The 22,666-nt window shown below is 72.1% G+C and carries 17 protein-coding genes and 1 pseudogene; 12 read left to right on the top strand and 6 right to left on the bottom strand.

Going from position 1 to position 22,666, the window contains the following annotated elements; translation table 11 throughout:
* Positions 1–93: 93 nt before the first annotated feature.
* Genes QRX50_RS40055 through QRX50_RS40045 form a run of 3 tightly spaced genes read left to right on the top strand, consistent with a single transcriptional unit; the run spans position 94 to position 3,161 of the window.
* Positions 94–873 carry an amino acid ABC transporter permease gene (locus QRX50_RS40055; RefSeq protein ID WP_285968282.1) on the top strand — a complete coding sequence of 260 codons (780 nt, stop codon included), beginning with the start codon at positions 94–96 and terminating at the stop codon, positions 871–873.
* Between the two features lie 26 nt (positions 874–899).
* Positions 900–1,658 carry an amino acid ABC transporter ATP-binding protein gene (locus tag QRX50_RS40050; RefSeq protein WP_285968281.1) on the top strand — a complete coding sequence of 253 codons (759 nt, stop codon included), beginning with the start codon at positions 900–902 and terminating at the stop codon, positions 1,656–1,658.
* A gap of 33 nt (positions 1,659–1,691) precedes the next feature.
* Entirely contained in the window at positions 1,692–3,161 is a 1,470-nt protein-coding gene (locus tag QRX50_RS40045; protein WP_285968280.1) for a serine hydrolase domain-containing protein, read from the top strand.
* Positions 3,162–3,218: 57 nt separating this feature from the next.
* Here QRX50_RS40045 and QRX50_RS40040 read toward each other — a convergent pair whose 3' ends face one another.
* The 3 genes and pseudogenes from QRX50_RS40040 to acnA form a co-directional block, all read right to left on the bottom strand.
* Complete coding sequence (locus QRX50_RS40040; protein ID WP_285968279.1) at positions 3,219–5,516, bottom strand: aminotransferase class III-fold pyridoxal phosphate-dependent enzyme; 2,298 nt, start codon at positions 5,514–5,516, stop codon at positions 3,219–3,221.
* On the bottom strand, positions 5,513–6,271 hold the full coding sequence (locus QRX50_RS40035; protein ID WP_285968278.1) for an MBL fold metallo-hydrolase: 759 nt from the start codon (positions 6,269–6,271) through the stop codon (positions 5,513–5,515). The genes QRX50_RS40040 and QRX50_RS40035 overlap by 4 nt, the downstream gene beginning before the upstream one ends.
* Positions 6,264–8,980, bottom strand: a pseudogene (gene acnA / locus QRX50_RS40030) (aconitate hydratase AcnA). The gene QRX50_RS40035 and the pseudogene acnA overlap by 8 nt, the downstream one beginning before the upstream one ends.
* 137 nt (positions 8,981–9,117) lie before the next feature.
* On the opposite strand from acnA, the gene QRX50_RS40025 reads away from it, so the two are divergent.
* Positions 9,118–10,086, top strand: coding sequence for a threonine/serine dehydratase (locus tag QRX50_RS40025; protein WP_285968277.1), 969 nt, complete (start codon positions 9,118–9,120; stop codon positions 10,084–10,086).
* A gap of 65 nt (positions 10,087–10,151) precedes the next feature.
* Here the strand turns inward: QRX50_RS40025 and QRX50_RS40020 are convergent, their stop codons facing one another.
* Positions 10,152–11,708, bottom strand: coding sequence for a gamma-glutamyltransferase family protein (locus QRX50_RS40020; RefSeq protein ID WP_285968276.1), 1,557 nt, complete (start codon positions 11,706–11,708; stop codon positions 10,152–10,154).
* A gap of 115 nt (positions 11,709–11,823) precedes the next feature.
* Here QRX50_RS40020 and QRX50_RS40015 point away from each other — a divergent pair, with 115 nt between their 5' ends.
* The 7 genes from QRX50_RS40015 to QRX50_RS39985 all read left to right on the top strand — a co-directional run bounded on the left by QRX50_RS40015 (position 11,824) and on the right by QRX50_RS39985 (position 18,905).
* Positions 11,824–12,693: a MurR/RpiR family transcriptional regulator gene (locus QRX50_RS40015; RefSeq protein ID WP_285968275.1), complete on the top strand. Its 870-nt coding sequence runs from the start codon at positions 11,824–11,826 to the stop codon at positions 12,691–12,693.
* A gap of 21 nt (positions 12,694–12,714) precedes the next feature.
* Positions 12,715–13,662: a threonine ammonia-lyase gene (locus QRX50_RS40010; protein WP_285968274.1), complete on the top strand. Its 948-nt coding sequence runs from the start codon at positions 12,715–12,717 to the stop codon at positions 13,660–13,662.
* A gap of 112 nt (positions 13,663–13,774) precedes the next feature.
* Complete coding sequence (locus tag QRX50_RS40005; protein WP_285968273.1) at positions 13,775–15,118, top strand: M14 family zinc carboxypeptidase; 1,344 nt, start codon at positions 13,775–13,777, stop codon at positions 15,116–15,118.
* 200 nt (positions 15,119–15,318) lie between these two features.
* Complete coding sequence (locus tag QRX50_RS40000) at positions 15,319–16,434, top strand: alpha/beta fold hydrolase (protein WP_285968272.1); 1,116 nt, start codon at positions 15,319–15,321, stop codon at positions 16,432–16,434.
* Position 16,435: 1 nt separating this feature from the next.
* Positions 16,436–17,329: an alpha/beta hydrolase gene (locus tag QRX50_RS39995; protein ID WP_285968271.1), complete on the top strand. Its 894-nt coding sequence runs from the start codon at positions 16,436–16,438 to the stop codon at positions 17,327–17,329.
* 10 nt (positions 17,330–17,339) lie between these two features.
* Positions 17,340–18,140, top strand: coding sequence for an enoyl-CoA hydratase/isomerase family protein (locus QRX50_RS39990; protein WP_285968270.1), 801 nt, complete (start codon positions 17,340–17,342; stop codon positions 18,138–18,140).
* A 180-nt stretch (positions 18,141–18,320) separates the two neighbouring features.
* A complete protein-coding gene (locus QRX50_RS39985) occupies positions 18,321–18,905 on the top strand; it encodes a CGNR zinc finger domain-containing protein (RefSeq protein ID WP_285968269.1) in 585 nt (194 codons plus the stop codon).
* A gap of 44 nt (positions 18,906–18,949) precedes the next feature.
* Here QRX50_RS39985 and QRX50_RS39980 read toward each other — a convergent pair whose 3' ends face one another.
* Positions 18,950–19,162 (bottom strand): hypothetical protein, encoded by a 213-nt coding sequence (locus tag QRX50_RS39980; RefSeq protein WP_285968268.1) that lies wholly within the window; start codon positions 19,160–19,162, stop codon positions 18,950–18,952.
* A gap of 456 nt (positions 19,163–19,618) precedes the next feature.
* Between QRX50_RS39980 and QRX50_RS39975 the strand changes: the two genes are divergently transcribed.
* Complete coding sequence (locus QRX50_RS39975) at positions 19,619–21,826, top strand: phosphocholine-specific phospholipase C (RefSeq protein WP_285968267.1); 2,208 nt, start codon at positions 19,619–19,621, stop codon at positions 21,824–21,826.
* 206 nt (positions 21,827–22,032) lie between these two features.
* Here QRX50_RS39975 and QRX50_RS39970 read toward each other — a convergent pair whose 3' ends face one another.
* Positions 22,033–22,629: a hypothetical protein gene (locus QRX50_RS39970; RefSeq protein WP_285968266.1), complete on the bottom strand. Its 597-nt coding sequence runs from the start codon at positions 22,627–22,629 to the stop codon at positions 22,033–22,035.
* Positions 22,630–22,666 lie beyond the last annotated feature (37 nt).

Genomic DNA, 22,666 nt, shown 5'->3' with positions numbered 1-22,666 from the left:
CTGCCGGCCGGTACCGTCGCCGACCCCGCTGAGCCCGGGTCCGCGCGCACTCCCGCGGTCCGCGGCCGAACCGAGGTAAGGACACCTGGTCCCATGGGCGATTTCCTGCATTCCTTCTTCGACATCCACCAGATCCTCGCCGTGCTGCCCTCGCTGCTCGGGGAGGGCCTGCGCAACACGTTGATCATCGCGTCGCTCGCGCTCGTCCTCGGGCTGGTGGTGGGTCTGCTGCTGGCGATGCTGCTCATCTCCACACGGTGGTGGCTGCGGATGCCGGCCCGCGTCTACGTCGACGTGTTCCGGGGCCTGCCGGCGATCGTCACGGTGAGCCTGATCGGCATCGGCCTGCCCTCGGCGGGCGTGCGCTTGTTCGGCCAATCGCCGATGGGTTACGCGATCCTCGCCGTGGGCCTGATCAACGCGGCCTACATCGCGGAGATCTTCCGCTCGGGCATCCAGAGCGTGCCGCCCGGCCAGGCGGAGGCGGGCCGCAGCCTCGGGATGAGCCACCTGAGCACGCAGCTGCTCGTCGTGGTGCCCCAGGGTATCCGCAACGTGCTGCCGGCGTTGGCGAACCAGTTCATCGTGGCCGTGAAGGAGAGTTCTCTGGTGTACCTGCTCGGTCTGGCCGTCGGTGAGCGCGAGCTGTACTTCATTGCGCAGCAGGCGCAGTCCATTTCGTACAACTCGTCGTCGTTCGTGGCCGCGGGCCTGGTCTACATCGTGTTCACGGTGCCACTGACGCACCTGGTGAACTGGTTCGACAAACGGCTGCGGGAGGGCCGCCGCCCGGCGAGTGGTGGTGGCGCCACGCCCGCGGCCCCGCAGCCGCTGGTTCCCGTCGGCGCGACCGGATTCGAAGCGGGGGCGTGAACGTGAACCAGGTGACGGAGTCCCCGATGACCTCGGACGAGGCGAAGACCGACGTCCCCGCGATCGAGCTGGTCGACATCTGCAAGTCCTTCGGCGTCGTCGAGGTGCTCAAGGGCGTGTCGGCGACGGTCGCGCGCGGCGAGACCGTGTGCCTCATCGGCGCCTCGGGCTCGGGCAAATCGACGCTGCTGCGGTGCGTGAACCTCCTGTCCCCGCCGACGTCGGGCACGATCCGGCTGCACGGGCAGACGATCACCGACCCGAAGGTGGACCTCAACGCCGTGCGCTCGCGCACCGGCATGGTGTTCCAGCACTTCAATCTGTTCCAGCACAAGAGTGCGGTGGACAACATCGCGCTCGCCCTGCGGCGCGTGCGCAGGATGTCGCGCGAGGAAGCGCGGGAACGCGCGCTGCAGCAACTGGACAAGGTCGGCCTGCGGGCGCTGGCCTCGGCGCGGCCCTCGCACCTGTCCGGCGGGCAGCAGCAGCGCGTGGCGATCGCGCGTTCGCTCGCGATGGAGCCCGACATCATGCTGTTCGACGAGGCGACCTCGGCGCTCGACCCCGAGCTGGTGAAGGGCGTGCTCGACGTGATGCGCGACCTCGCGACGGCGTCCGGGATGACGATGATGGTGGTGACGCACGAGATGAACTTCGCCCGCGAGGTCGCCGATCGCGTGCTGTTCGTGGACAGCGGTGTGATCGCCGAGGAGGGGCCGGCCCGGCAGCTGCTGACCGACCCGCGCACCCCGCGGCTAAAGTCGTTCCTTTCGCAGGTCCTGTAATTCTGTCAGAAGTTCCGCACGAGAACGGTGAGCATGAGCAACACCTTCCCCGACCCGGCGCTGGATCCGGGCCCGGTCCACACCCTGCTGCAGACCATGGCCGAGCGCGGGATGCGCGTGCACTCCCTGCTCGTGCACCGCCACGGGCGGACCGTGCTGGACCTGTGGCAGTGGCCGCACGAACCCGGCCTGCGGCACAAGGTGCACTCGGCCACGAAGAGCTTCACGTCCGCGGCCGTCGGGTTCGCCGAGGCCGAAGGTCTGCTCTCCCTCGATGATCCGGTCGTCGGCTTCTTCGCCGACCGGCTGGCCGGCGAGCCGAGTGAGAACCTCGGCCGCATGCGCGTGCGCGACCTGCTCACGATGTGCACGGGGCACGCCCGCGGGCTTTCGGGCGCCACCACGCGGCTGCGGCGCACGGGCTGGGTCGACGAGTTCCTCGAGGAGCCCGTGGTCGAGCTGCCCGGCCGCAACTTCACCTACAGCAGCACCACGAGCCACGTGCTGTCGGCGATCGTGCAGCAGGTCTCGGGTCAGGCGATCGACGAGTATCTGCGACCGCGGCTGTTCGAGCCGTTGGGCATCACGGACTACACCTGGGAACGTGACCCCGAGGGGGTGTCCAGCGGCGGCAACGGGCTCTCGCTGCGCCCGCGCGACCTGCTGAAGTTCGGCGTGCTGCACCTGCGCGACGGCGTGTGGGACGGCTCCCGCGTCCTGCCGGCCGGGTGGGTGCAGAAGGCTTCCGCGCTGCACGTGCGCCGGGCGATCAGCGGGGAGTGGAACGGCAAGGAGCTCGTGCCGCCCGCGCCCGACGTCGTCGCCGACGAGGGGTACGGCTACCAGTTCTGGACCACCGAGGCGGGGATCTACAGCGCTTCGGGCATTTTCGGCCAGGAATGCATGGTTTTCCCGCGCCACGACGGCGTCGTCGTGATCACCGGCGCGATGGGGGACGGCAGCTACCACGACCTGCCGGGGATGCTGCGGTCCGCGTTCACCGCGGCCTTCGAGAGCCCGGCCCGGGAACAGTCCGAAGTGGACGCGCTGGCTGCGTGGGTGGACCGCGTGCGGGAGCCGGAAACCGTCGGCGCCGCGGTCCAGCGCGCCGGGTTCGCGGCGACGTACGACTTCGAGCCCAACGAACAGGGTCTCGTGTCGCTGGCGGTCGAGGTCCGCGACGGCTCGGTGCACGTCGTCGTCGAGGACGAGCTGGGCCGGCACCCGATCGACCACGGCGTGGGCACCTGGACGCGCCAGGACACCGGCGTCAGCGTGTGGCGCCTGCACCACTCCTACCAGGACCCGTCGGCTGCCGTCCTCGCCGCCGGGCAGTGGTGGTCGGCCGACGAGCTGCACCTGACCTGGCATTTCCTGGAGTCGCCGTTCGTCGACCGGCTCGACCTGACCTTCGACGACACCGGCGTCACCGTCGGTCACGCCACGAACGTCAACTCCGGGCCGACGACCCTGCCGCCGGCGCGCGGCGCGCTGCGCGGGTAATACCCCGGCCGTGGGGTCTGCCGCACCGACGGCGGACCCCACGGCCGGTTTCAGCGGTCAGGCCCGCAGTTGCGCCAGCGCCCGCCGCAACCGCTCCAGGAACTGGCTCACGTGCTTGTCCTCCCACACCAGCGGCGGGCGGACCTTCAGTACGTCACCGCGCGGGCCGGTGGATCCGGCGAGCACGCCCTGCCCGACCAGCTCCGAGAGGAGCGCGCGCGTGACCTCCCGAGACGTCGACGCACCCGAGCCCCGCACGTCGATCCCCGCCAGCAGCCCGGTGCCGCGGACCTCGCCCAGCAGCGGCTCCTCCGCGGCCAGGGCCCGCAGACCCTCTCGCAGGGCCGTGCCCGTCGCGGCGGCGCGGGCCGGGAGGCCGGTCAGGCTCAAGACGTCGAGCACCGCGTGGCCGGCCGCGGCGGCCGCCGGAGTGGCGGCGAAGGTGGAGAAGTACTCGTAGCTGCCCGCGAGCGCGTCGGCGATCTCACGCCGGGTCACGACGGCGCCGATCGGGTAGCCCGCACCCATCGGCTTGCCCAGCGTCACGAGGTCGGGTGTCACGCCGGCGAGCAGGAAGCGCCACAGCCGCGGGCCGCTGCGGCCGTAGCCGGACTGGACCTCGTCGGCAAGGTACAGCGCGCCCGCCGTGTGAGCGCCCGTGACCAGGCCGGCCACGAACTCACCCGGCACGTCGAGGATGCCTTCGGAGGTGAACTGCGAGTCGGCCAGCACGAGCGCCGGGCGTTCCCCCGCCGCGCGCAAAGTCTCGTCGGCCCGGTGGATCCGTTCGGCCGCAACGATTTCCGTCAGTTCGTGAGCCGGGCCGTGCGGTGCCTCGAACGTCGCGACGTGCGCCGGCCGGTAACCCGCGGGCCACTCGTTCGAGCTCAGGTCCGCCATCCACTTCGACGCCCCGTGGTAGGCGTGCTCCGCGATCACGGCCGCGCCCGCGCCGGTGTACTCGGTGGCCAGGCGCCACGCCAGCTCGTTGGCCTCGGTGCCGGACGTGGTGAACAGGACCGTGTCGAGCGGTGCCGGCATCGTCGCGAGGATGCGCTCGGAGAGCTCGACGATCCCGGCGTGCAGGTAGCGCGAGTGCGTGTTCAGCTGTGCCAGCTGCGAGCTCACGGCCTGTGTCACGGCGGGGTGCGTGTGGCCGATGACCGCGACGTTGTTGTACGCGTCGAGGTACCGCGCGCCGTCGCGGGCGTGGAGCCACGGCCCTTCGCCGCGCACGATTTCCAGGGGCCGCCGGTAGAACAGCGGGGCGAGCTTGCCGCCCATGGCCTGCGCGCGCCGCGTGGGGAGGCTGTCCGGCGAGATCGCCGCCGTGAGGTCCCGCGTGCCCGCCAGGCGCGCCAGCCGGTCGGCGAGCTCGCGCACGGACAACGCCGACAGCAGCTCCAGCGCCTGCTCGCTGTTGGTGTCGTACTGCGTGATGTAGCGGTGGTTGTCCGAGTGGGGCCCGCGCCGGGTCGCCGACACCGCGAGCGTCGTGAGCAGGCGCGCGATCACGAGCTCGCCCAGCACCGCCACCTCGGCCGGGGCCAGCGAACGGTGGCGCTGGTAGCCACGCAGCACGGCGTCGGTGAGGCGCCACAGGCGGTCCGCGTCGCCGCCGCTGAGGCGCAGCACGGAAGTCAGCGTCACGGCGAGGTCGGCGACGGCGGCCGTGTGGTGCATGTCGCCGAAGTCGATCACACCGGTCACGCTCGCGCGCGAGGCCAGCACGTTGGTGAGGGTCACGTCGGCGTGCTGCACCCCCGACGGGAGCGTGGCCGTGGCGGCCAGCGCGGGCGCGACGCGCTCGGCGAGCTCGCCGAGCCGCCCGGTCGCGATCCCGGCCGCCGCCAGGACTTCCGGCATCCGCCGGATGTCCCACATCAGCGTCCGGCCGGCCGAGGGGTGGAAGAACCCTTGCAGCGCCACGGAAACCCGCGCGGCGACCCCACCGACCTGCTCGGCGAGGTCGGGGTCCAGCGGTCCGCCTTCGAGCGGCGAACCGGGCAGCAGCGTGATCAGCCGGGCGAGGCATTCGCGTCCGGCGTCGTCCCGCGGGCGCGCGACGGGCGCGCCCGCCGTGGTCGCGACCGTCTCCGGCACCGGCAGCTGCGGGTCGGCCGCGTGCACGTGCTCCAGCGCGCGGGTCTCCATGTCCACGACGTCGGCCTGCTCGGCGGGGTTGGAGATCTTGAGCACGAACCGGCCGTCGACGAGCACGTTGAGATCGCGTTCGCTGTCGAGCGGCTTGAGCACCGGGTCGGTGAGCGCCCAGTGCTCGCCGAGCACGGCGTGCAGGCCCTCGGGGGAGAACTTCGGGGCCGGCTCGGCGAAGATGCCGGTGGCGGTGGTCATGCTGGGGAGCTTCCTTTCGGCGGAGACCCGCGCCTCGCCGACGGCGCGGGCGGGTCGTCGGTCAGCGGGTCGGGCGCGAGCACTTCGAGGTCCACGCGCGGGAACAGGTACCGGCCAGGCAGCCCGGCCTCGATCGTGAACGGCCGGTCGTGGCCGGGGTACACCACGTCGGCCCGCGTCCGCACGAGCTCGATCGACGCGGCGGCCGCCTCCTCACTCGCCGCGGTGGTGCAGCGGCCGGCGCGCAGGGCGCGGGACGACGGGACGGCGTCGCCGGTGAGCAGCGCCGTGCCGTCGGCGGTTTCCACGGTGAGGCCGAGCGAACCCGCGGTATGGCCGGGCAGGCCGGTGATCGTGACACCGGGCGCCAGTTCGAGCCCGTCGATGCTGCCTTCGTGGACCGCCAAGCCGGCGAAGATCGCGTCCGTCCAAGCCGGCGTGACCGGGTCGCCGGGCTCGGCCTCGCCTTCGGCCGGGTGCAGGAACACCTGCGCGTGGGTGAAGAGGTCGGCGTTCTGCACGTGGTCGTAGTGCGCGTGCGAGAGCACCAGCGTGTCGACGTCGCGCACGCCGAGCCCGTGGCGGGCCAGCGCCCGGTGCAGCGCGCGGCGGCGGCCCGCGTGGCCGCAGTCGAACAGGATGCGGCGCTGCGGCGTCTGCACGAGGTAGACACCGCAGAACCCGATGCTGCCCTGGTCGGACGAGAGACCGTAGCCGAGCAGCAGCGGTTCGACGACAGGCGCGGGATCAGTCAAGCTCACCTCGCAGGATCAGCCGGTGGACGTAGGGCAGCACGCCACCGTTCGCGTAGTAGGTCGCTTCGCGCGGGGTGTCGAGGCGGGCGCGCACGGAGAATTCGAACGCCGGCCGGTCCGCCGGGCGCACGCGCACCGTCAGCGGCCGCGCCGGATCCTCGACGACGCCGGCGATCCCGGCGAGGTCGAACTCCTCCGTGCCGTCGAGCCCGAGCGAGGTCGCGCTGTCGCCGTCGAGGAACTGCAGCGGCAGCACCCCGAGCGCCACGAGGTTGGCGCGGTGGATCCGTTCGAATGACTGCGCCAGCACGGCTTTCACCTTGAGCAGCGCGGTCGTCTTCGCCGCCCAGTCGCGCGACGAGCCGGTGCCGTACTCTTGGCCGGCGATCACGATCAGCGGCACGTCCGCCGCGGCGTAGGACAACGAAGCCTCGTGGATCGGCACCAGCGCACCGTCGCGCGTGAAGTCGGGGGTCACGCCGCCGCCGGCGTCCGGGGCGAGCCGGTTGTCCAGCCGCGGGTTCGCGAAGCCGCCGCGCACCATCACCTCGAAGTTGCCGCGGCGCGAGGCGTAGGTGTTGAGGTCGGTCTCGCCCCGGGCCGTGAGGTAGCGGCCCGCGCTGCTCGCCGCCGGGATACGGCCGGCGGGGCTGATGTGGTCGGTCGTCACGGAGTCGCCCAGCAGCAACAGCGTGCGCGCGCCGGTCACGTCTGCCGGTGCGGAGACGGTTTCGGACACCTCGTCGAGGAACGGCGGGCGGCGCAGGTAGGTCGAGTCCGGCTCCCACGCGAAGTGGTGGCCGTCGGACGCGGGCACGCCGGCCCAGTGCTCGTCGCCCCCGAACACGTCGGCGTAGGCGTCGCGGAACAGCTCGGGCGTGAGGTGCGCGCGCACGACCTCGTCGATCTCGGCGTCGTCCGGCCACAGGTCCGCGAGCAGCACGGGCTCGCCGTCGGCGTCGACACCCAGCGGCTCGGTCGTCAGGTCGAGCTTGACCGAACCGGCCAGCGCGTAGGCGACGACGAGCGGGGGCGAAGCGAGGTAGTTGAGGGAGACGTCGTTGTTGATGCGGCCGTCGAAGTTCCGGTTGCCCGACAACACCGACGCCACCACGGCGCCGTGCTCGGCCACCGCTTCGGCGGCGCTCGGCAGCAGCGGTCCGGAGTTGCCGATGCACGTCATGCAGCCGTAGCCCACGAGCTGGAAACCCAGCTCGTCGAGCGGCCCGGTAAGCCCGGCACGCGCCAGGTACTCGGTGACGGTCTTCGAGCCCGGTGCGAGGCTCGTCTTCACCCACGGCTTCGCGGTCAGGCCGCGGGCGCGGGCGTTGCGCGCCAGCAGACCCGCGGCGACCATCACGTGCGGATTGGAGGTGTTGGTGCACGACGTGATAGCAGCGATGGCTACGGCGCCGTCGCTGTGTTTTTGGCCCCGCCTCCGGCGGGGCGTGCGAGATCGCCTTCAAGCCGGCGATCTCGCGGGTGGGTCGCCTCGGGGGAGTCAGGTTCTCGCTCGGGGCGGGATGCGAGCACGCGGTCGATGGCGGCCGTGGCGTTGGCCGGTACGGCGGCGAGTGGGACGCGGTCCTGGGGCCGGCGCGGCCCGGCGAGGGAAGCCGTCACAGCGGAGAGGTCGATCCGCAGGCGCTCGTCGTAACGCAAGTCCGCCGAAGGATCGTGCCAGAGGCCTTGTTCCTTCGCGTAGGTCTCGACCGCGGCGACGTGGTCCGGCGTGCGGCCGGTGAGGCGCAGGTAGCCGGTCGTGGCGCCGTCGATGGGGAACATCGCCGCGGTGGCGCCGAACTCGGGGCACATGTTGGAGATCGTCGCGCGGTGTGCGAGCGGGATCCGCGCCACCGCGTCGCCCGTGAACTCCACGAACTTCCCGACCACGCCGTGCGCGCGCAGGGTTTCGACGACCGTGAGCACGAGGTCCGTCGCCGTGACACCGGGGCCGAGCTCACCCGTGAGCTCCACCCCGACCACCGGCGGCACCAGCATGCTCAACGGCTGGCCCAGCAGCGCCACCTCCGCCTCGACGCCGCCGACGCCCCACGCCAGCACGCCCAGCGCGTTGACCATCGTCGTGTGCGAGTCGGTGCCGGCGCAGGTGTCGGGGAACGCCCAGCCGTCGCGGCGTTCCACCACACTCGCGAGGTACTCGAGGTTGATCTGGTGCATGATCCCGGTGCCGGGCGGCACCACGTGCACGCCGTCGAGCGTCTCGCCCCACTTGAGGAAGCGGTAGCGCTCGGCGTTGCGGGTGTACTCGATCTCGACGTTGCGGCGCAGGGCGTCGGCCCGGCCGGACACCTCCGTGGCCACGGAGTGGTCCACGGTGAGGTGGCTCGGGATGCGCGGGCGCACACTGCGGGGATCGCCCCCGGCCGCGGCGACGGCGTCGCGCAGCGCGGCCAGGTCCGTGAGCACGGGCACGCCATTGGTGTCGTGCAGGAACACCCGCGACGGGGAGAAGGCGACGACGTCGTGGGCCGCGTCGGACCCGCCGTGCACCAGGGCCGTGATGTGCTCGGTGGTGACGGTGTGGCCGTCTTCGTGCCGGAGCAGGTTCTCCAGCAGGATCTTGTGGCTCAGGGGCAGTCGCTCGGAGCCGGGGACGGCGTCGAGGCGGTGCACCCGGTAGCTCTCGCCGCCGAGGTCGAGGCGGGCGAGGCTGCCGAAGCTGTCGGGCCCGGCGGTGACTGCGATGTTCGGCCCTGCGGTGTTCGACGCTGTGCTCAAGGCGCTCCTTCCATACAGCTTATAGGCTATAATAAGCTCGGAAGTGAGACCAGCGGCCCTGGCACAGCGTCCGGGGCCGGTCCCCGAACCCCGAGGAGCCTCGCGTGCCCACCCTCTTCGACCGCATTCTCGAAGCGCACCAGGGCATCCGCCCGCAGGTGCCGGTGAGCACGCTCGAACGCAGCCGGCTGCTGTCGGACGAGCTCGCATGTGACGTGTGGCTCAAGACCGAGCACCTCATGCCCACCGGTTCGTTCAAGGTGCGCGGCTCGGCCAACAAGATCCGCGTGCTCGGCGAAAGCGCGAAGCAGACCGGCGTGATCACCGCGTCGACCGGCAACCACGGCCAGGGCGTGGCCCGCGCCGGCAACCTCGCCGGGGTCGGCGTCACCGTGTACGTGGCCGCCTACACCACGCCGGCCAAGATGGCCGCGATCCGGGCGATGGGGGCCGAGCTCGTGGTGGTCGAGGGCGGTGCGCTCGACGCCGAGCAGGAGGCGCGCCGGCAGGCGGAACGCCTCGGCAAGCCGTATGTCGCGCCCTACAACGACCTCGACACCGTTGCCGGCCAGGGCACGCTCGGCGTGGAGCTGGCCGAGCAGGCGCCGGACCTCGACGCCGTGTTCATCTGCACCGGGGGCGGCGGCCTGATCGGCGGCGCGGGCACGGCGCTGAAGCAGCTGAGCCCGCGGACGAAGGTCGTCGGCGTGTGGCCGGAGGCCTCCACCTGCATGCTCGACTCCCTGAAGGCCGGCGAGATCATCGAGACACCGGAGTTCCCCACGCTGTCCGACGGTTCGGCCGGCGCGGTGGAGCCCGGCTCCGTCACCTTCGGAATCTGCCAGCAAGTGATCGACGAGACGGTCACGGTCACCGAGCCGGAGATCGCCCGCGCCATGCGGAAGATCGCCGAGGGGGAGCGCTGGATCGTCGAAGGCGCCGCCGGTGTCGCGGTCGCCGGCCTGATCCGCACGGCCGAGTTGTACCGGGGCAAGAAGGTCGCCGTGGTCCTCTGTGGACGGAACGTGGCGCTGGAGACGTTCCTGGGCGCCCTGGCTCTCGCGCAGGAGTGAGCCGGGTGGGGTGGCGGGCCGGCGGCTCGCCACCCGGGCCCTTCAACCGGGCCGCAGGCGCCCGGTCACGCCGGGACCACTGCGGCGGAGCCGTCGGAACGCGGGTCGCTGCCGGCGGTGAGGGTGCCGTCCGGCGCGAGCGAGACGACGTTGGTGTGACCCAGGAACTCCGTGCGCGGCGGGACTTCCCGCAGCGGGAAGCCGTCGGCGGCGAGGTTCGCCACGGTCTCGGCCGCGAGGTCGGCTTCGTGGTGCACGGTGTCGGAGGCCTGACCCTCGGCGCGGGCCCCGACGACCCAGCGCGGCGCGCTCACGGCTTCGGCCGGCGAGTCGCCGGCGAGCAGCCGCAGCAGCACCTGCGCGTGGATCTGCGGCTGGCCGTGCCCGCCCATCGTCGAGTTCACCCAGCGGACCCGGCCGTCCTCGTGGGTGACGAGCACGGGCATCAGCGTGTGCTTGGGCCGCTTGCCGGGCGCGATCACGTTGGGGGAGCGGGGATCCAGCGAGAAGCTGGTGCCGCGGTTCTGCAGGATGATGCCGGTCTCCGGTTCCAGCACGGCGGCGCCGAAGCTGTCGAACACGCTCTGGATGATGGACACGGCGTAGCCCGCCGAGTCGGCCGCCGCCACGCCCACGGTGTCGCCGCGCGGGATCGAGGGAGCCGCCACCGCGCCGGCCGTGCGCGGGTCCCGCAGCCCCGCGATCAGCTCGGCGAGCCCATCGTTCTCCACGTCCGTGGCGGCGAAGGCCGGGTCGGCGAGCAGGGTGTCGCGCACGCGCGTGCCGTCGTGGAACAGGCGACCCAGCACGGCGGCCGGGGTCGTCCACGGCGTGGCGGCGAAGTCCAGCTCGGTGAGGGCGCGCACGGTCCGCAAGAGGGCGAAGCCCTGGGTGTTGGGCGGGCTGGTGTGCACCCGGAACCCGCTCAGCGGTGCGGAAATCGCGGCTGTGTCCCCGGCCACGTACCCGGCGAGGTCGGCGGTCGTGAGTGGACAGCCGAGCGCCTGCAGGCCGCGGGCCAGTGCCGCGCCCACCGCGCCTTCATAGAACTCGCCAGGCCCGCCGGCCGCGATCGCGCTCAGTGATTCCGCGAGGCGTGGCTGTACGAGCAGGTCGCCTTCGCACAGGGACGAACCGAACACCGCGCGCGAGCCGGCGTCGGCGTCGAGGAGCGCCCGGTCGGTCACGAGCGCGGCGGCGAGCGAGCGCGCCACGGGGACGCCTTCGGCCGCGAACCCGATCGCGGCCTCGAACTGCGCGGCCCAGCCCAGCGCGGCGCCGTGGCCGCGCAGCGCCTCCCAGCCGCGTACCGCGCCGGGCACGGTAATGGTGTCGGGGCCGCGTTCCGGCAGCCGCTCGCCGTGGCGGGCGCGCAGCGCGGTGAGGTCCCGGGCGGCCGGCGCCGTGCCGGTGGCGTTCACGCAGGTGATTGAGCGGTCGGGGGTGCGCACGAGGGCCACGAGGTCACCGCCGAGCGCGGTGTTGTGCGGGTAGACGACGGTGAGCGCCGTGGCGGCCGCGAGTGCCGCGTCGATGGCGTTGCCGCCCGCGCGGAAGGCCTGTTCCCCGGCGCGGGTGGCGAGGGCGTGCGGCGAGGCGATGGCGCCGGTGATCGGGGACAAGGCAGCTCCTTTTTCGCGGCGAGCGGGCGTGCGCGGCGAGGCCCGGGGCAGTCCCGGCCGGGCGGGGTAAGCTGCGGTCACTGTAGCAGTGACGACAGAAACGGCACTAGCTGAATTGGATACTTCAGAACCGCGCACCCTCGCCAGCCGGGTCAACCACGAGTGGACCCGGCTGAGCAAGACCGAACGCGTCGTCGCGCGGTACCTCGTCGCGTCGCCGCCGCAGCGGATCATGCTGGCCACCGCCGGCGACATCGGCCGCACCACGGGTACGAGCGACGCCACGGTGGTCCGCACCGCGCGCCGGCTCGGATACGCCGGGCTCCCGGACCTCAAAGCCGCGCTGGGCGAGAACTTCGCCACCACCGCGCCACCGCAGATCAGCGAACGCCTCCAGCTGTCCCGCACCGCGCGGGACTTCTCGGTCACCGCCGACCGGGTCCTGACCGACGCGCGCGAGCGGATCACCGAGCTCGGCCGCAAAACCGACCCGGCCGCGCTGGCGAAGGCGCTGCAGCTCATCGCGCCCGCGGCCACGGTCTTCTGCTACGGCTGGGGCGTCAACGAGCTGAGCGCCCGCTACCTCGCCCTGAAGCTGAACCGCATCGGCAAGTTCGCGGTCTTCTCCGGCGCCACCGGCTTCACCCTCGCCGACGACCTGCTCGGCCTCTCCGCCCACCACGCCGTGGTGATCTTCGCGCCCGGGCGCGCGTTGCCCGAGCTCGAACTGCTCGTCGCCCACGCGCGGGCGGCCGGCGCCGGGCTGATCCTCGTGACCGAGAACCTCGGCGAGGAGCTCACCGGCGCCGTCGACGTCGTCTTGCGCGACGAGGCGTCCGCGGGCGGCCTCACCGCCGAACCGCTCGGCGGGATGCTGCTGGCCGACATGCTCGTGCTCGCCACGATGGCCGTCGGGCGCGACCCCGCCGTCGGCACTTACGAACTGCTCACCCGGCTGCGCCGCGAACTCGCCCCGGAAGCCTGACCCGTCCCCCGAAGGAGAGCCATGCCCCTGATCGCCGACGCCATCCTCGACCAGGCAAGGGAAACGGTCACGCGCACCCTTGCGCCGACCCCGCTGCTGCCGTTCCACGCCGCCGGCCTCGACGTGCCGGTGTTCCTCAAGTACGAAGGCGCGCAGCCCACCGGCTCGTTCAAGGTCCGTGGCGGCGTCACCGCTCTCACCGCATACGCTGCGAACGGCACGCCGGTGGTCACGGCTTCGGCGGGCAACCACGCGCTCGGCATCGCGCACGCGTCGCGGCTGCTCGGCGCGAAGTCCACAGTGGTCGTTCCCGAAGCCGGTTCCCCGGCCAAGATCTCGGCGCTGCGCACCTACCCGGTGGACCTCGTGCTCGCGCCGGGCGGTTACGACGGCGCGGAGGCGAAGGCGCTGGAGCTCGCGGCCGGCGGGATGAAGTTCGTGTCCGCCTACAACGACCCGTACGTGATCGCGGGCCAGAGCACGCTCGTCGGCGAGGTGGCCGACAGCTTCGGCGACGACTTCACGATCGTCGTGCCCACGGGTTCGGGCGGGCTGCTGGCCGGCACGGCGCTCGGCGCCCGTCGCGCGAAACCGGACGTACGCGTGGTCGGTGTCGAGTCCGCCGCCTGCCACGCCGTGTCCTCGGCGGTCGCGGCGGGACACCTCGTGACCGTGCCGGTGGGGGAGACCATCGCCGACGGGCTGGTCGGCAACCTCGAACCGGGCACCATCACGCCGGACATCGTGCGCGAGGCCGGCGTGGCGCTCGTCGACGTCGACGAACCCGCGATCCGCCGGTCGGTCCGCGAGTTCGCGCTCACGGCGGGACTGGTGGCGGAGGGGTCGTCGGCCGCGGCGCTGGCCGCGTTGCGCGCGGGCCTGGTCCCGCTCGACCGGCCGATCGTGCTCGTGGTGTCGGGGCGCAACATCGCGGCCGAACTGCTCGCCACGATCCTCACCGAGGGCTGAGCCGGGGGTTCCGACTTTCGTGGGTGTGCCGGGTTTGTCCCGAGCCGCCACACTGTGCGTTGCGGGACGGTCACCGTCGGTCCGTCCCCCGACGTACCCGTGAGGAGCCCCGATGAAGGTCAGGTCGTCGTGGAAGGCCGCGCTGGCGGCGGTCGGAGTGCTGCTGGCGGGCCTGGCGAGCGGCACCGCCGGCGCCACGGCCGCGCCCGGGTCCGGCGCGCCGGTGTTCTGGCGGGTGCCGGTGACCGCGGCCCAGGCGGCGGGGCTCGCGCGCGCCGGGTTCGACGTCGCCGAATCCGACCGCGAAGCCGCCTACGTCGTGGGCGACCAGGCCGTGGCCCGGCAGCTGCGGACGCTGGGGTATCAGCCGTCCTACTTCGACTCCGTCTACAAGGACGTGCCCGCCGCCGGCGCTCCGAACGCGCCGCGGTCGGCCGCGGACGACACCTTCTACGGCGGGTACCGCACCGTCGCTGCGCAGGAGGCGCACCTGACCCAGGTCGCCTCGGCGCACCCGGATCTCGCGACCGTGTACTCGCTCGGCCCGTCGTGGAAGAAGACCACGGGTCAGGGCGGCCACGACCTGAAAGCCATCTGCCTCAGCAAGAAGCAGGCCGGCGACTGCACGCTGTCCACGACCTCGGCCAAGCCGAAGTTCGTGCTGATGGCCCAGATCCACGCGCGTGAGATCTCGACCGGCGAGCTCGCGTGGCGCTGGATCGACTACCTCGCGAACGGCTATGCCAGTGACCCGACCGCGAAGTCCATTCTGGACACCACCGAGGTGTGGGTGATCCCGATCGCCAACCCGGACGGCGTGGACATCGTCGCCTCGGGCGGCAATTCGCCCAAGCTGCAGCGCAAGAACGCCGACAACACCCGCGGCGGCTGCTCCGGCACGAACGTCGGCATCGACGTGAACCGCAACTCCACGTTCGAGTGGGGCGGGGACTCGAACTCGCCGTGCGCCGAGACCTACCAGGGCGCGAGTGCCGGTTCGGAGCCGGAGACGCAGGCGCTGGAGAAGTTCTTCCGCGCGATCTACCCGGTGCAGCGCGGCACCGGCACCACCGACCCGGCGTCCACGACCGCGCGCGGCACGATGATCACGCTGCACAGCTACGGCAACGACATCGTGATCCCGTGGGGCTTCACGCAGGCGAACTCGCCCAACGACGCGCAGTACCGCAAGCTCGGGGCGAAGTTCACCGCCGCCAACGGCTACCTCGTGGGCACCAACCGCGAGACCGTCGGCTACGACACGAGCGGCACCACCGACGACTTCACCTACGGCACCCTCGGCGTCGCGAGCTTCACCTTCGAGGTCGGCGCGTCGAGCGGCACCTGCGGCGGGTTCCTGCCGAAGTACTCCTGTGTGGACAGCACGTTCTGGCCGAAGAACAAGGGCGCGTTCATCACCGCCGCGCAGGCGGCCGCTGCGCCGTACCGGCAGTGAGCGCCAGCTGTCAAATTCGTACACTTCTGTCGTAACTCGGCACGAAGACGGTCTCGAACCGGGAACTTCCGGACACTGAAAGCACCCTGTGTGGTCGGCGTCACCTCGCGTGACTCCTGACACGACAGAGGCTAACGGTTTACGGTTGGGTTACACACCGGCAGTCGCCGACGCCGGGAGGACCTGATCGGGGAAGATCCATGGCCGAACCGACCGTCTTCGTCCACGGGTTTCTCGACGACCACCGGGTCTGGGACGGGGTCGTCGCGGCGCTGCCGGCCGTCGGTGAGTACGTGGCCGTCGACCTCGCCGGCAGCGGCGACCGCGCCGCGGAGACCGGGCCCTTCACCTACGACCGGTTCGCGGCCGACGTGCTGTCCACTGTGGACGCGATCGGTGGCCCGTTCCTGCTGGTGGGTCACAGTATGGGCGCGGCCGTGGCCGAGCTGGTCGCGGCGGCCCGGCCCCGGCTGACCAGGGGGCTGGTGCTCGTGAACCCGGTTCCGCTGGCGGGCACGCATCTGCCGGACGAGGCCATCGAGCCGTTCCGCTCGCTGGGCGAGGCCGGAGCCGAAGCGCAGCGCGCGGCGCGGGCGAACCTGTCGCCGAACCTGGGCGCCGAGACCTCCGAACGCATCGGCGCGGCCGGGCTGCGTCTGCGTCCCGAGGTGGTGCGCGCGTTCGCCTCCTGCTGGAACAACGGCGCCCCGGAAGGACACGCGCCGAGCGGCTACCCGGGTCCGGTGCTCCTCGTGCGCGGCGGGGACGACCCGTTCGTCACGGCCGGCCTCGTGGCCGGCGCCGTCGCACCCCGCTTCGCCGCGCCCGTCACGCAGGTGGTCGGCGGCGCGGGCCACTGGACGCACGCCGAGGCGCCCGCCCGGCTCGCCGAGCTGATCGCCCGGTTCGCCGGCGGCCAGGCGCGCGGCTGGGCCGCGGGGTTCTCGCGCAAGAGCGCCGATGCGTTCGGCGAGTCGTTCGCCGAGGACGTGGTGCTCGAAGCCGCCACGTTGCTCGAGCCGGTCGAAGGCCGGGACAACGTGCGGCGCGTGATGGCCGCCGCCAGCGGGATCTACGAGTCGCTGCAGTTCACGCACCAGACCGAGTCCGGCGAGCGCACCTACCTCGAATGGGAGGCCGTGGCCTTCGGCGGCACGACGCTGCTCGGCGTCACCGTGCTCACCAAGGACGAGGCCGGCCGGATCGTGCGCGCGGCCATCCACCACCGCCCGCTCGGCGGCGCGCTCAAGTTCTCCGCGGAGCTGGGCCGGCGCCTGCCCGACCTCGCGGCCGCCCACTTCCACCAGGAGGCCTGACATGACCACGCGAAGCGACGTCGAGTTCGCCGGCGAGGACGGCGTGACCCTGCGCGGCTGGCTGTTCCTGCCGGACGCGCCCGGGCCACGGCCCGCCATCACCATGGCCCACGGCTACGCCGGCGTGAAGGAGCAGGGCCTCGAACCCTTTGCCGAGGCGTTCGCCGACGCGGGGTTCGTGGTGCTGGTGCACGACCACCGCACGTTCGGCGCCAGCGACGGGACCCCGCGCCAGGACGTGGACCCGTGGCGCCAGATCGCCGACTGGCGCCGCGCCATCACCTTCCTCGAGGCCCGCCCCGAGGTCGACCCGGAGCGGATCGGCTTGTGGGGCACCAGCTACGCCGGTGGCCACGCGATCGTGCTGGGCGCCACCGACCGGCGGCTCAAGGCCGTCGTCGCGCAGGTACCGACGATCAGCGGCGTCGAGCAGGGCCTGCGCCGCGTGCCGCCGGACGCGGTCGCCGCGCTGGAGCAGGCGTTCGCGGAGGACGACCGGGCCGTCGGGCGGGGCGAACCGCCGCGCAGGCAGACGATCGTGAGCGCGGACCCGGCCGTGCCCGCCTCCTACCGCGCGCCCGACGCGGTCGCGTTCTACCTGCAGGACATCCCCGAGGGCAGCTGGGAGAACCAGGTCACCGTGCGCTCCACGCGCGCCGCGCGGATGTACGAGCCGGGCTCGTGGATCAGCCGCGTGTCGCCGACGCCGCTGCTGCTGGTCGTCGCCCTGAACGACACGATCACCGTGACCGATCTGGCGCTCACCGCCTACGAACGCGCCCTGCAGCCCAAGGGGCTCGAACTGATCCCGGGCGGGCACTTCGACCCGTACGTCGCCGAGTTCGCCCGCTCCAGCGCCGCCGCGCGGTCCTGGTTCGAGCAGCACCTGTCCTGAGGAGCCCGCCGTGCCGCAGCTTTTCCTGACCCGAGACGGTTCCGAGGGCGCCGCCGTCGCCGTGCTCACGCTCCACAACCCGCCGCAGAACCGCATCGGTGTCCCGATGACGACGGAGCTGCTGGCCGCCGTCGACGAGATCACCGGCAGCGGCGCCCGCGCCGTCGTGCTGCGCGCCGAAGGCCCCGACTTCAGCTACGGCGGCGACATCGTGCCGTGGGAAGGGCAGGACGTGCGTGAGCTGCGCGCGTCGTTCGAGCTCTTCCTGCGCGCGTTCAACGCGTTCGAGCAGCTGCCGGTGCCGGTGATCGCCGCGGTGCACGGGTTGTGCTTCGGCGGCGGCTTCGAGCTGGCGCTGCGGGCCGACGTGCTCTTCGCCGGCGAGTCGGCCCGGTTCGGGCACCCCGAGCAGACGCTGGGGATCGTGACGCTGCTGGGCGGGATCCACCGCGTCGCCGCGCGGGCCGGGCGGGCCCGGGCGATGGAGTGGGCACTCACCTCCGAGCCGGTGCCGGCGGCGGTGCTGGCCGACGCGGGGGTCGTCAACCGGGTCGTCCCGGACGAGCAGGTGTTCGCCGAGGCGCTGGCGTTCGCGCGCCGCGTGGCGCAGGGCCCGACTCGCGCGCACGCCGTACACAAGGCGCTGCTGCGCACGTGGGCGGTCGGCGGCACGGCGGCCGCGGACCAGGTGCTGTTCGACCTCTCGATGCCGCTGTTCGAGACGGACGACGCCCGCCGCGGCCTGGCCTCGGCGATCACCGCGTACAAGGCGGGGCGGCCGCGGCCGGTGCTGACGTTCGACGGGCACTGAGTCGGTCAAGGGCGGAGTCGGTCAAGGGGCAGGTCGGTTCCAGGGCAACCGACGCAGCCGAACACCGCCCGCCTGCGTCGGGCGGAGCGGAATGCCCTTTCTGTCTTGCGTGCAGGCCGCAGGCGGTATAGTTGATCCGACAGAGTTGACGACGTGATGGCTCTGCCGGGAGGAGTAGGGATGAACTGGCCGGCGACGGATCGCTACGAGCTCGAGGTGAGCCCGGGCGGGCTGGGGTTCGTGCACGACCTGCTCAACACCCTCTCGGCCGGCAAACCCCGCGAGAAAGACCTGCTCACCGAGCTCGGCGACGCGCAGAACTGGCTCGACCGCGCGCTGGAGCGGTGGGCCGAGGCCACCGAACGCCCGGCCGAACGCGTCGAGCTGACCGGCGACGACGTCGAGCGCCTGCGCGACCTGCGCGAGGAGCTGCGCGACTTCACCGACCACGACCCCGAAGCCGGCACGGCCCTGCTGCACAGCGCGCCCGTGCTGCTGCAGCCCGGCGCCGACGGCTGGATCCGGCCCGAGCCCCGCGGCACCGGCTGGCGGCGCGTGGCGTCGATCGTGCTCATCGAGGTGCTGGAGGCGCAGCGCGCCGACCGCTGGCGGCGCCTGAAGACCTGCCGCAACAAGCGCTGCGCGGTCGCCTTCTACGACCGCTCCCGCAACAACAGCGGCGTGTGGCACAACGTGCAGGTGTGCGGCAATGCGGTCAACTTGCGCGCGTACCGCGCCCGCCGGCGCACCCAGCAGAGCACCTGACCCGGGTGTGCCCGGACCGGGCGGCCCGGGCACACCCGGCCACCTCAGTACGGCAGTTCGTGGATGTCGGTGATCTGGTCGGCGGAGTTAACGGTGGCGTCGGCGAACAGCCCGCTGCCGTAGTGGCTCAGCACGCTCTGCAGCTCGATCCCGGTCGAGCACGCGGACGGCGGGCAGGTCTCGAACGGGAACCCGGCGGGGTCGACGGACTCGATCGTCGCGTTCGGGGCCGGCGGCAGCCGGTGCGGGCCCGGCACGTCGACGAGGTGCGGGCCGGCCCCGCCACGGCGCCAGTGTGACCAGGGAGAATTCGGCCGTCCCGCTCGCGCGGTCGTAGCGGGTGAACCGCACTTCGAGGCTCTTGCCCGGGAACTTCAGCCCGGCGGCGGCCGCCGCCACCGGCTGCCGGGACTGGCCCGGCTGCGCGGAAGACGACGGGGTCGCCGGAAAAGCTTGCTGTCATGGGCAAAGACGGCTTCGCGAGCCCGGCGTTGCGACTGTGCTCAACCCGTGACGCACGCGTGCCCGCGCGGTGGCCGGCTGTCCGCTCTGTCCGGTGTGGACTGCGCCGGTCGGACGAGCCCGGCCAAGGTTCCGCCGCGCGTCGAGGAGTGTTCAAGTCGAGTTCGCGCCGAACCTGTTCCGCCACCGTAGGTTTCGGCCGTCCCACGCGCTCTCGCGCGCGTGCCGGCCGTTACCGGAGGTTCTCACCCATGTCCGATCTTTCCCGAAGAGGTTTCCTCGGCGCAGCCGCGGCGGTCACGGGTGCCGCGGTCGTCGGCGGTGGCGCGCTGGTCGCCGCCGAAGCCGAGGCGTCGCCCCGGCCGCCCGTGCCGTGGAAGCGGTACGGCGACCTGCGGGACATCAAGCACGTGGTGATCCTGATGCAGGAGAACCGCAGCTTCGACCACTACTTCGGCTCGCTGAAGGGCGTTCGCGGCTTCGGCGACCGCTCGGCGATCACGCTGCCCGGCGGCAACTCGGTGTTCCAGCAGCCCACGACGGCACCCACCGCCCCGGGCACGACCACCCAGTACCCGTGGAAGCTCTCCGACGCCAAGGTGTCGCAGTACCCGGCCAACCACCAGCCGCCCACCTCCGAGGTCGGCGCGCAGGGCTACGGCGGCACCTCGCACAGCTGGGACGACCAGCACGGCGCCTGGTACGGCGGCCTCATGAACGGCTGGTACTACGCCAAGGGCGGCCCGACCACGCTCGGCTACCTGGACCGCTCGGACATCCCGTTCCACTACGCGCTGGCCGACACCTACACCGTCGGCGACGCCTACCACTGCTCCGTGCTCAGCGCGACCGGCCCGAACCGCACCTACCTGTGGAGCGGTTCGATCAACGCCGACCAGAAGCACGGCGACTACGTGGCCTTCAACGGCGGCGACGAGCTCGGCAAGCACCTGCTGTGGGAGACCTACGCCGAGTCCCTGCAGAAGGCCGGCTACTCGTGGAAGCTCTACCAGGGCTCCGACAACTACGGTGACAACGGTCTCGAGTACTTCGACACCTTCGCCAAGCTCGACCCGTCGCAGGGCGGCACCGTCGCGCCCGGCAACGTGTTCTACGACAAGGGCGTGGCGATCGTCCCCGAGCCGCACACGGGCCTGAGCGCCAACTCCGACAATCTCACCGACGCCCTGCGCGCCGACGTGGTGGCGGGCAAGCTGGCGAAGGTCTCGTGGCTGGTCACGAACCAGGCCTTCTCCGAGCACCCGGACGGTTCGCCGAACGACGGCGCGTACTACGTCAACAACGTCCTCGAGGCCCTCAACGCCGACCCCGAGGTCTTCAACTCGACGCTGGTGATCATCGACTACGACGAGAACGACGGCCAGTTCGACCACGTGCCGCCGCCCGTGCCCGCGCCCGGCACCGACAACGAGTTCTACCTCGAGGCTTCCGGCGCGCTCGCCAGTGCCGGCCTGACCAAGCCGATGCCCGTGGGCCTCGGGTTCCGTGTGCCGCTGCTGCTGATCTCGCCGTGGACCCGCGGTGGCTGGGTGACCTCGGAGGTCTCCGACCACACGTCGGTGATCCAGTTCCTGGAGAAGTGGACCGAGGCGCTCGGCAAGACCGCGCACTGCCCGAACATCAGCGCGTGGCGCCGCAGCGTGTGCGGCGACCTCACCGGCTCGTTCGACTTCCGCTCGCCGGTGTACGGCCTGCCGCGGCTGCCGAAGACCACCGTGATCGGCGACCCGGCCGGTGGTTCGTACCAGCCGCCGGTGACCACGAACAAGATGCCGAAGCAGGAGCCGGGCACCAAGAAGGCCCGCGCGCTGCCGTACCAGCCGAACGCGAACCTCGACGGGTTCACCACCTCGCACGGCTCGACGCAGGCGAAGCTGTCGTTCAGCAACAACGGCAAGCACGTGCGCAAGGCCAGCCACTTCGCGGTGTACGACAACACCCAGGCGACACCGTCGCTCAAGGACTACCCGGCCAAGTTCCCGGGCCAGTACACGGTGGCGCCGTCGAGCACGATCTGGGACAAGACCACGTCGGGCGCGGTGCCGCTCGCCGGCAACCGCTACGACCTCACCGTGGTGGGCCCGAACCGGTTCCTGCGCCAGTTCACCGGTGACCTCGGCGCCGCCGGCCACACCGCGAAGGTCACCGCCGCCTACTTCGACGGCATCCTCGGCTTCGGCTCGCGGCCGCGGCTGCTGCTGGAGCTGGAAAACGACGGTTCGCGACCGGTCACCTTCACCGTGAAGCACAACCAGTACTCGGACGAGCGCCCGAAGACCTACCGCCTGCCCGCGCACGGCCGCGCGCTGCACTCGGTCGACCCGTGCGGTTCGGACCACGGCTGGTACGACGTGACCGTGACCCTGGACGGCGACAAGTCCTGGTCGCGTCGCTACGCCGGCCACCTCGAGGACGGTTCGGACAGCATCACCGGCTGACGCCGGAGCGTGGCAAGGGCGCGGGTGCGCGAGGGAAGGCTCGCGCACCCACGCCCGCACCAGGTCATCGCCCCGGCCCGGCGCGGCGCACCCGCCGCGGCGGTGGAGTGCCCGTTTCTCGTGGCGGAGTGCCCGATGGACCCGTGCGTTTTCCGGCCGGGTGTCACGTGGCCGGAACAGCCGGCCTCAGCCGGGACGGGCCCGGCTCAGGTGGTGATCTCGATGTCGGGCAGCTCGTCGAGCTTGCCCTTCGGCAGCTCCTCGACGGCGGCGAACACCTTCTTCTGGTGCTCCTTGATGCGCTCGTCGAGCAGGCGGCTCAGCTCGAAGGCGAGCCGGCCGGTCTGGCGCACGGTGAGGTCGTCGACGAGCGGGTGGACCGCCGAGGTGATCACGATGCCCTCGGGACTCCCGTCGGCCGCCTGCGACACCCCGATCGAGTAGACCTCGCGCGGGTTGGCCTCGCCCAGCACCAGGTGCTTGCGGATCTTGCGCAGCAGCCCGTGCCACTCGAGCACCTCGCCCTGCACGCCGGTGGCCTTGAGGTCGTCCTCGGTCAGGCCCATGCCGCGTTCGCCGGGGCGGAAGCAGCGCGCGTAGGAGTTCAGGGCCGAGACCCACAGCGATTCGATCAGGACGGGGTCGCGTTGTGCGTCGCCGCGTTCGAGCTCGACAACCAGGCGTTCGCAACAGCGCAGCGTGAACTGCAGGTCGTCGAAGATCGCCGCGAGGTCGGCCAGAGCGAGCGCCAGCGGAGTCCTGAGCTGGCGTGCGTTCTTGACCGGTGCCGTGGGTTGGGACATCCCGGGACGCTCCTGTCCTGCCGGTGCTAAGTGTCGC

Origin of the sequence: Amycolatopsis sp. 2-15, assembly GCF_030285625.1 — a bacterium.
In the GTDB taxonomy this organism is placed as follows: Bacteria; Actinomycetota; Actinomycetes; order Mycobacteriales; family Pseudonocardiaceae; genus Amycolatopsis; species Amycolatopsis carbonis.
This window is presented reverse-complemented; position numbering and strand designations above follow the sequence as displayed.

Coding starts and splice junctions, on each gene's coding strand:
- QRX50_RS40005 (WP_285968273.1), top strand. CDS start 13,775: ATGAAGGTCAGGTCGTCGTGGAAGGCCGCGCTGGCGGCGGTCGGAGTG.
- QRX50_RS39975 (WP_285968267.1), top strand. CDS start 19,619: ATGTCCGATCTTTCCCGAAGAGGTTTCCTCGGCGCAGCCGCGGCGGTC.
- QRX50_RS40050 (WP_285968281.1), top strand. CDS start 900: ATGACCTCGGACGAGGCGAAGACCGACGTCCCCGCGATCGAGCTGGTC.
- QRX50_RS40010 (WP_285968274.1), top strand. CDS start 12,715: ATGCCCCTGATCGCCGACGCCATCCTCGACCAGGCAAGGGAAACGGTC.
- QRX50_RS40040 (WP_285968279.1), bottom strand. CDS start 5,516: ATGACCACCGCCACCGGCATCTTCGCCGAGCCGGCCCCGAAGTTCTCC.
- QRX50_RS40055 (WP_285968282.1), top strand. CDS start 94: ATGGGCGATTTCCTGCATTCCTTCTTCGACATCCACCAGATCCTCGCC.
- QRX50_RS39995 (WP_285968271.1), top strand. CDS start 16,436: ATGACCACGCGAAGCGACGTCGAGTTCGCCGGCGAGGACGGCGTGACC.
- QRX50_RS40000 (WP_285968272.1), top strand. CDS start 15,319: ATGGCCGAACCGACCGTCTTCGTCCACGGGTTTCTCGACGACCACCGG.
- QRX50_RS40045 (WP_285968280.1), top strand. CDS start 1,692: ATGAGCAACACCTTCCCCGACCCGGCGCTGGATCCGGGCCCGGTCCAC.
- QRX50_RS39985 (WP_285968269.1), top strand. CDS start 18,321: ATGAACTGGCCGGCGACGGATCGCTACGAGCTCGAGGTGAGCCCGGGC.
- QRX50_RS39970 (WP_285968266.1), bottom strand. CDS start 22,629: ATGTCCCAACCCACGGCACCGGTCAAGAACGCACGCCAGCTCAGGACT.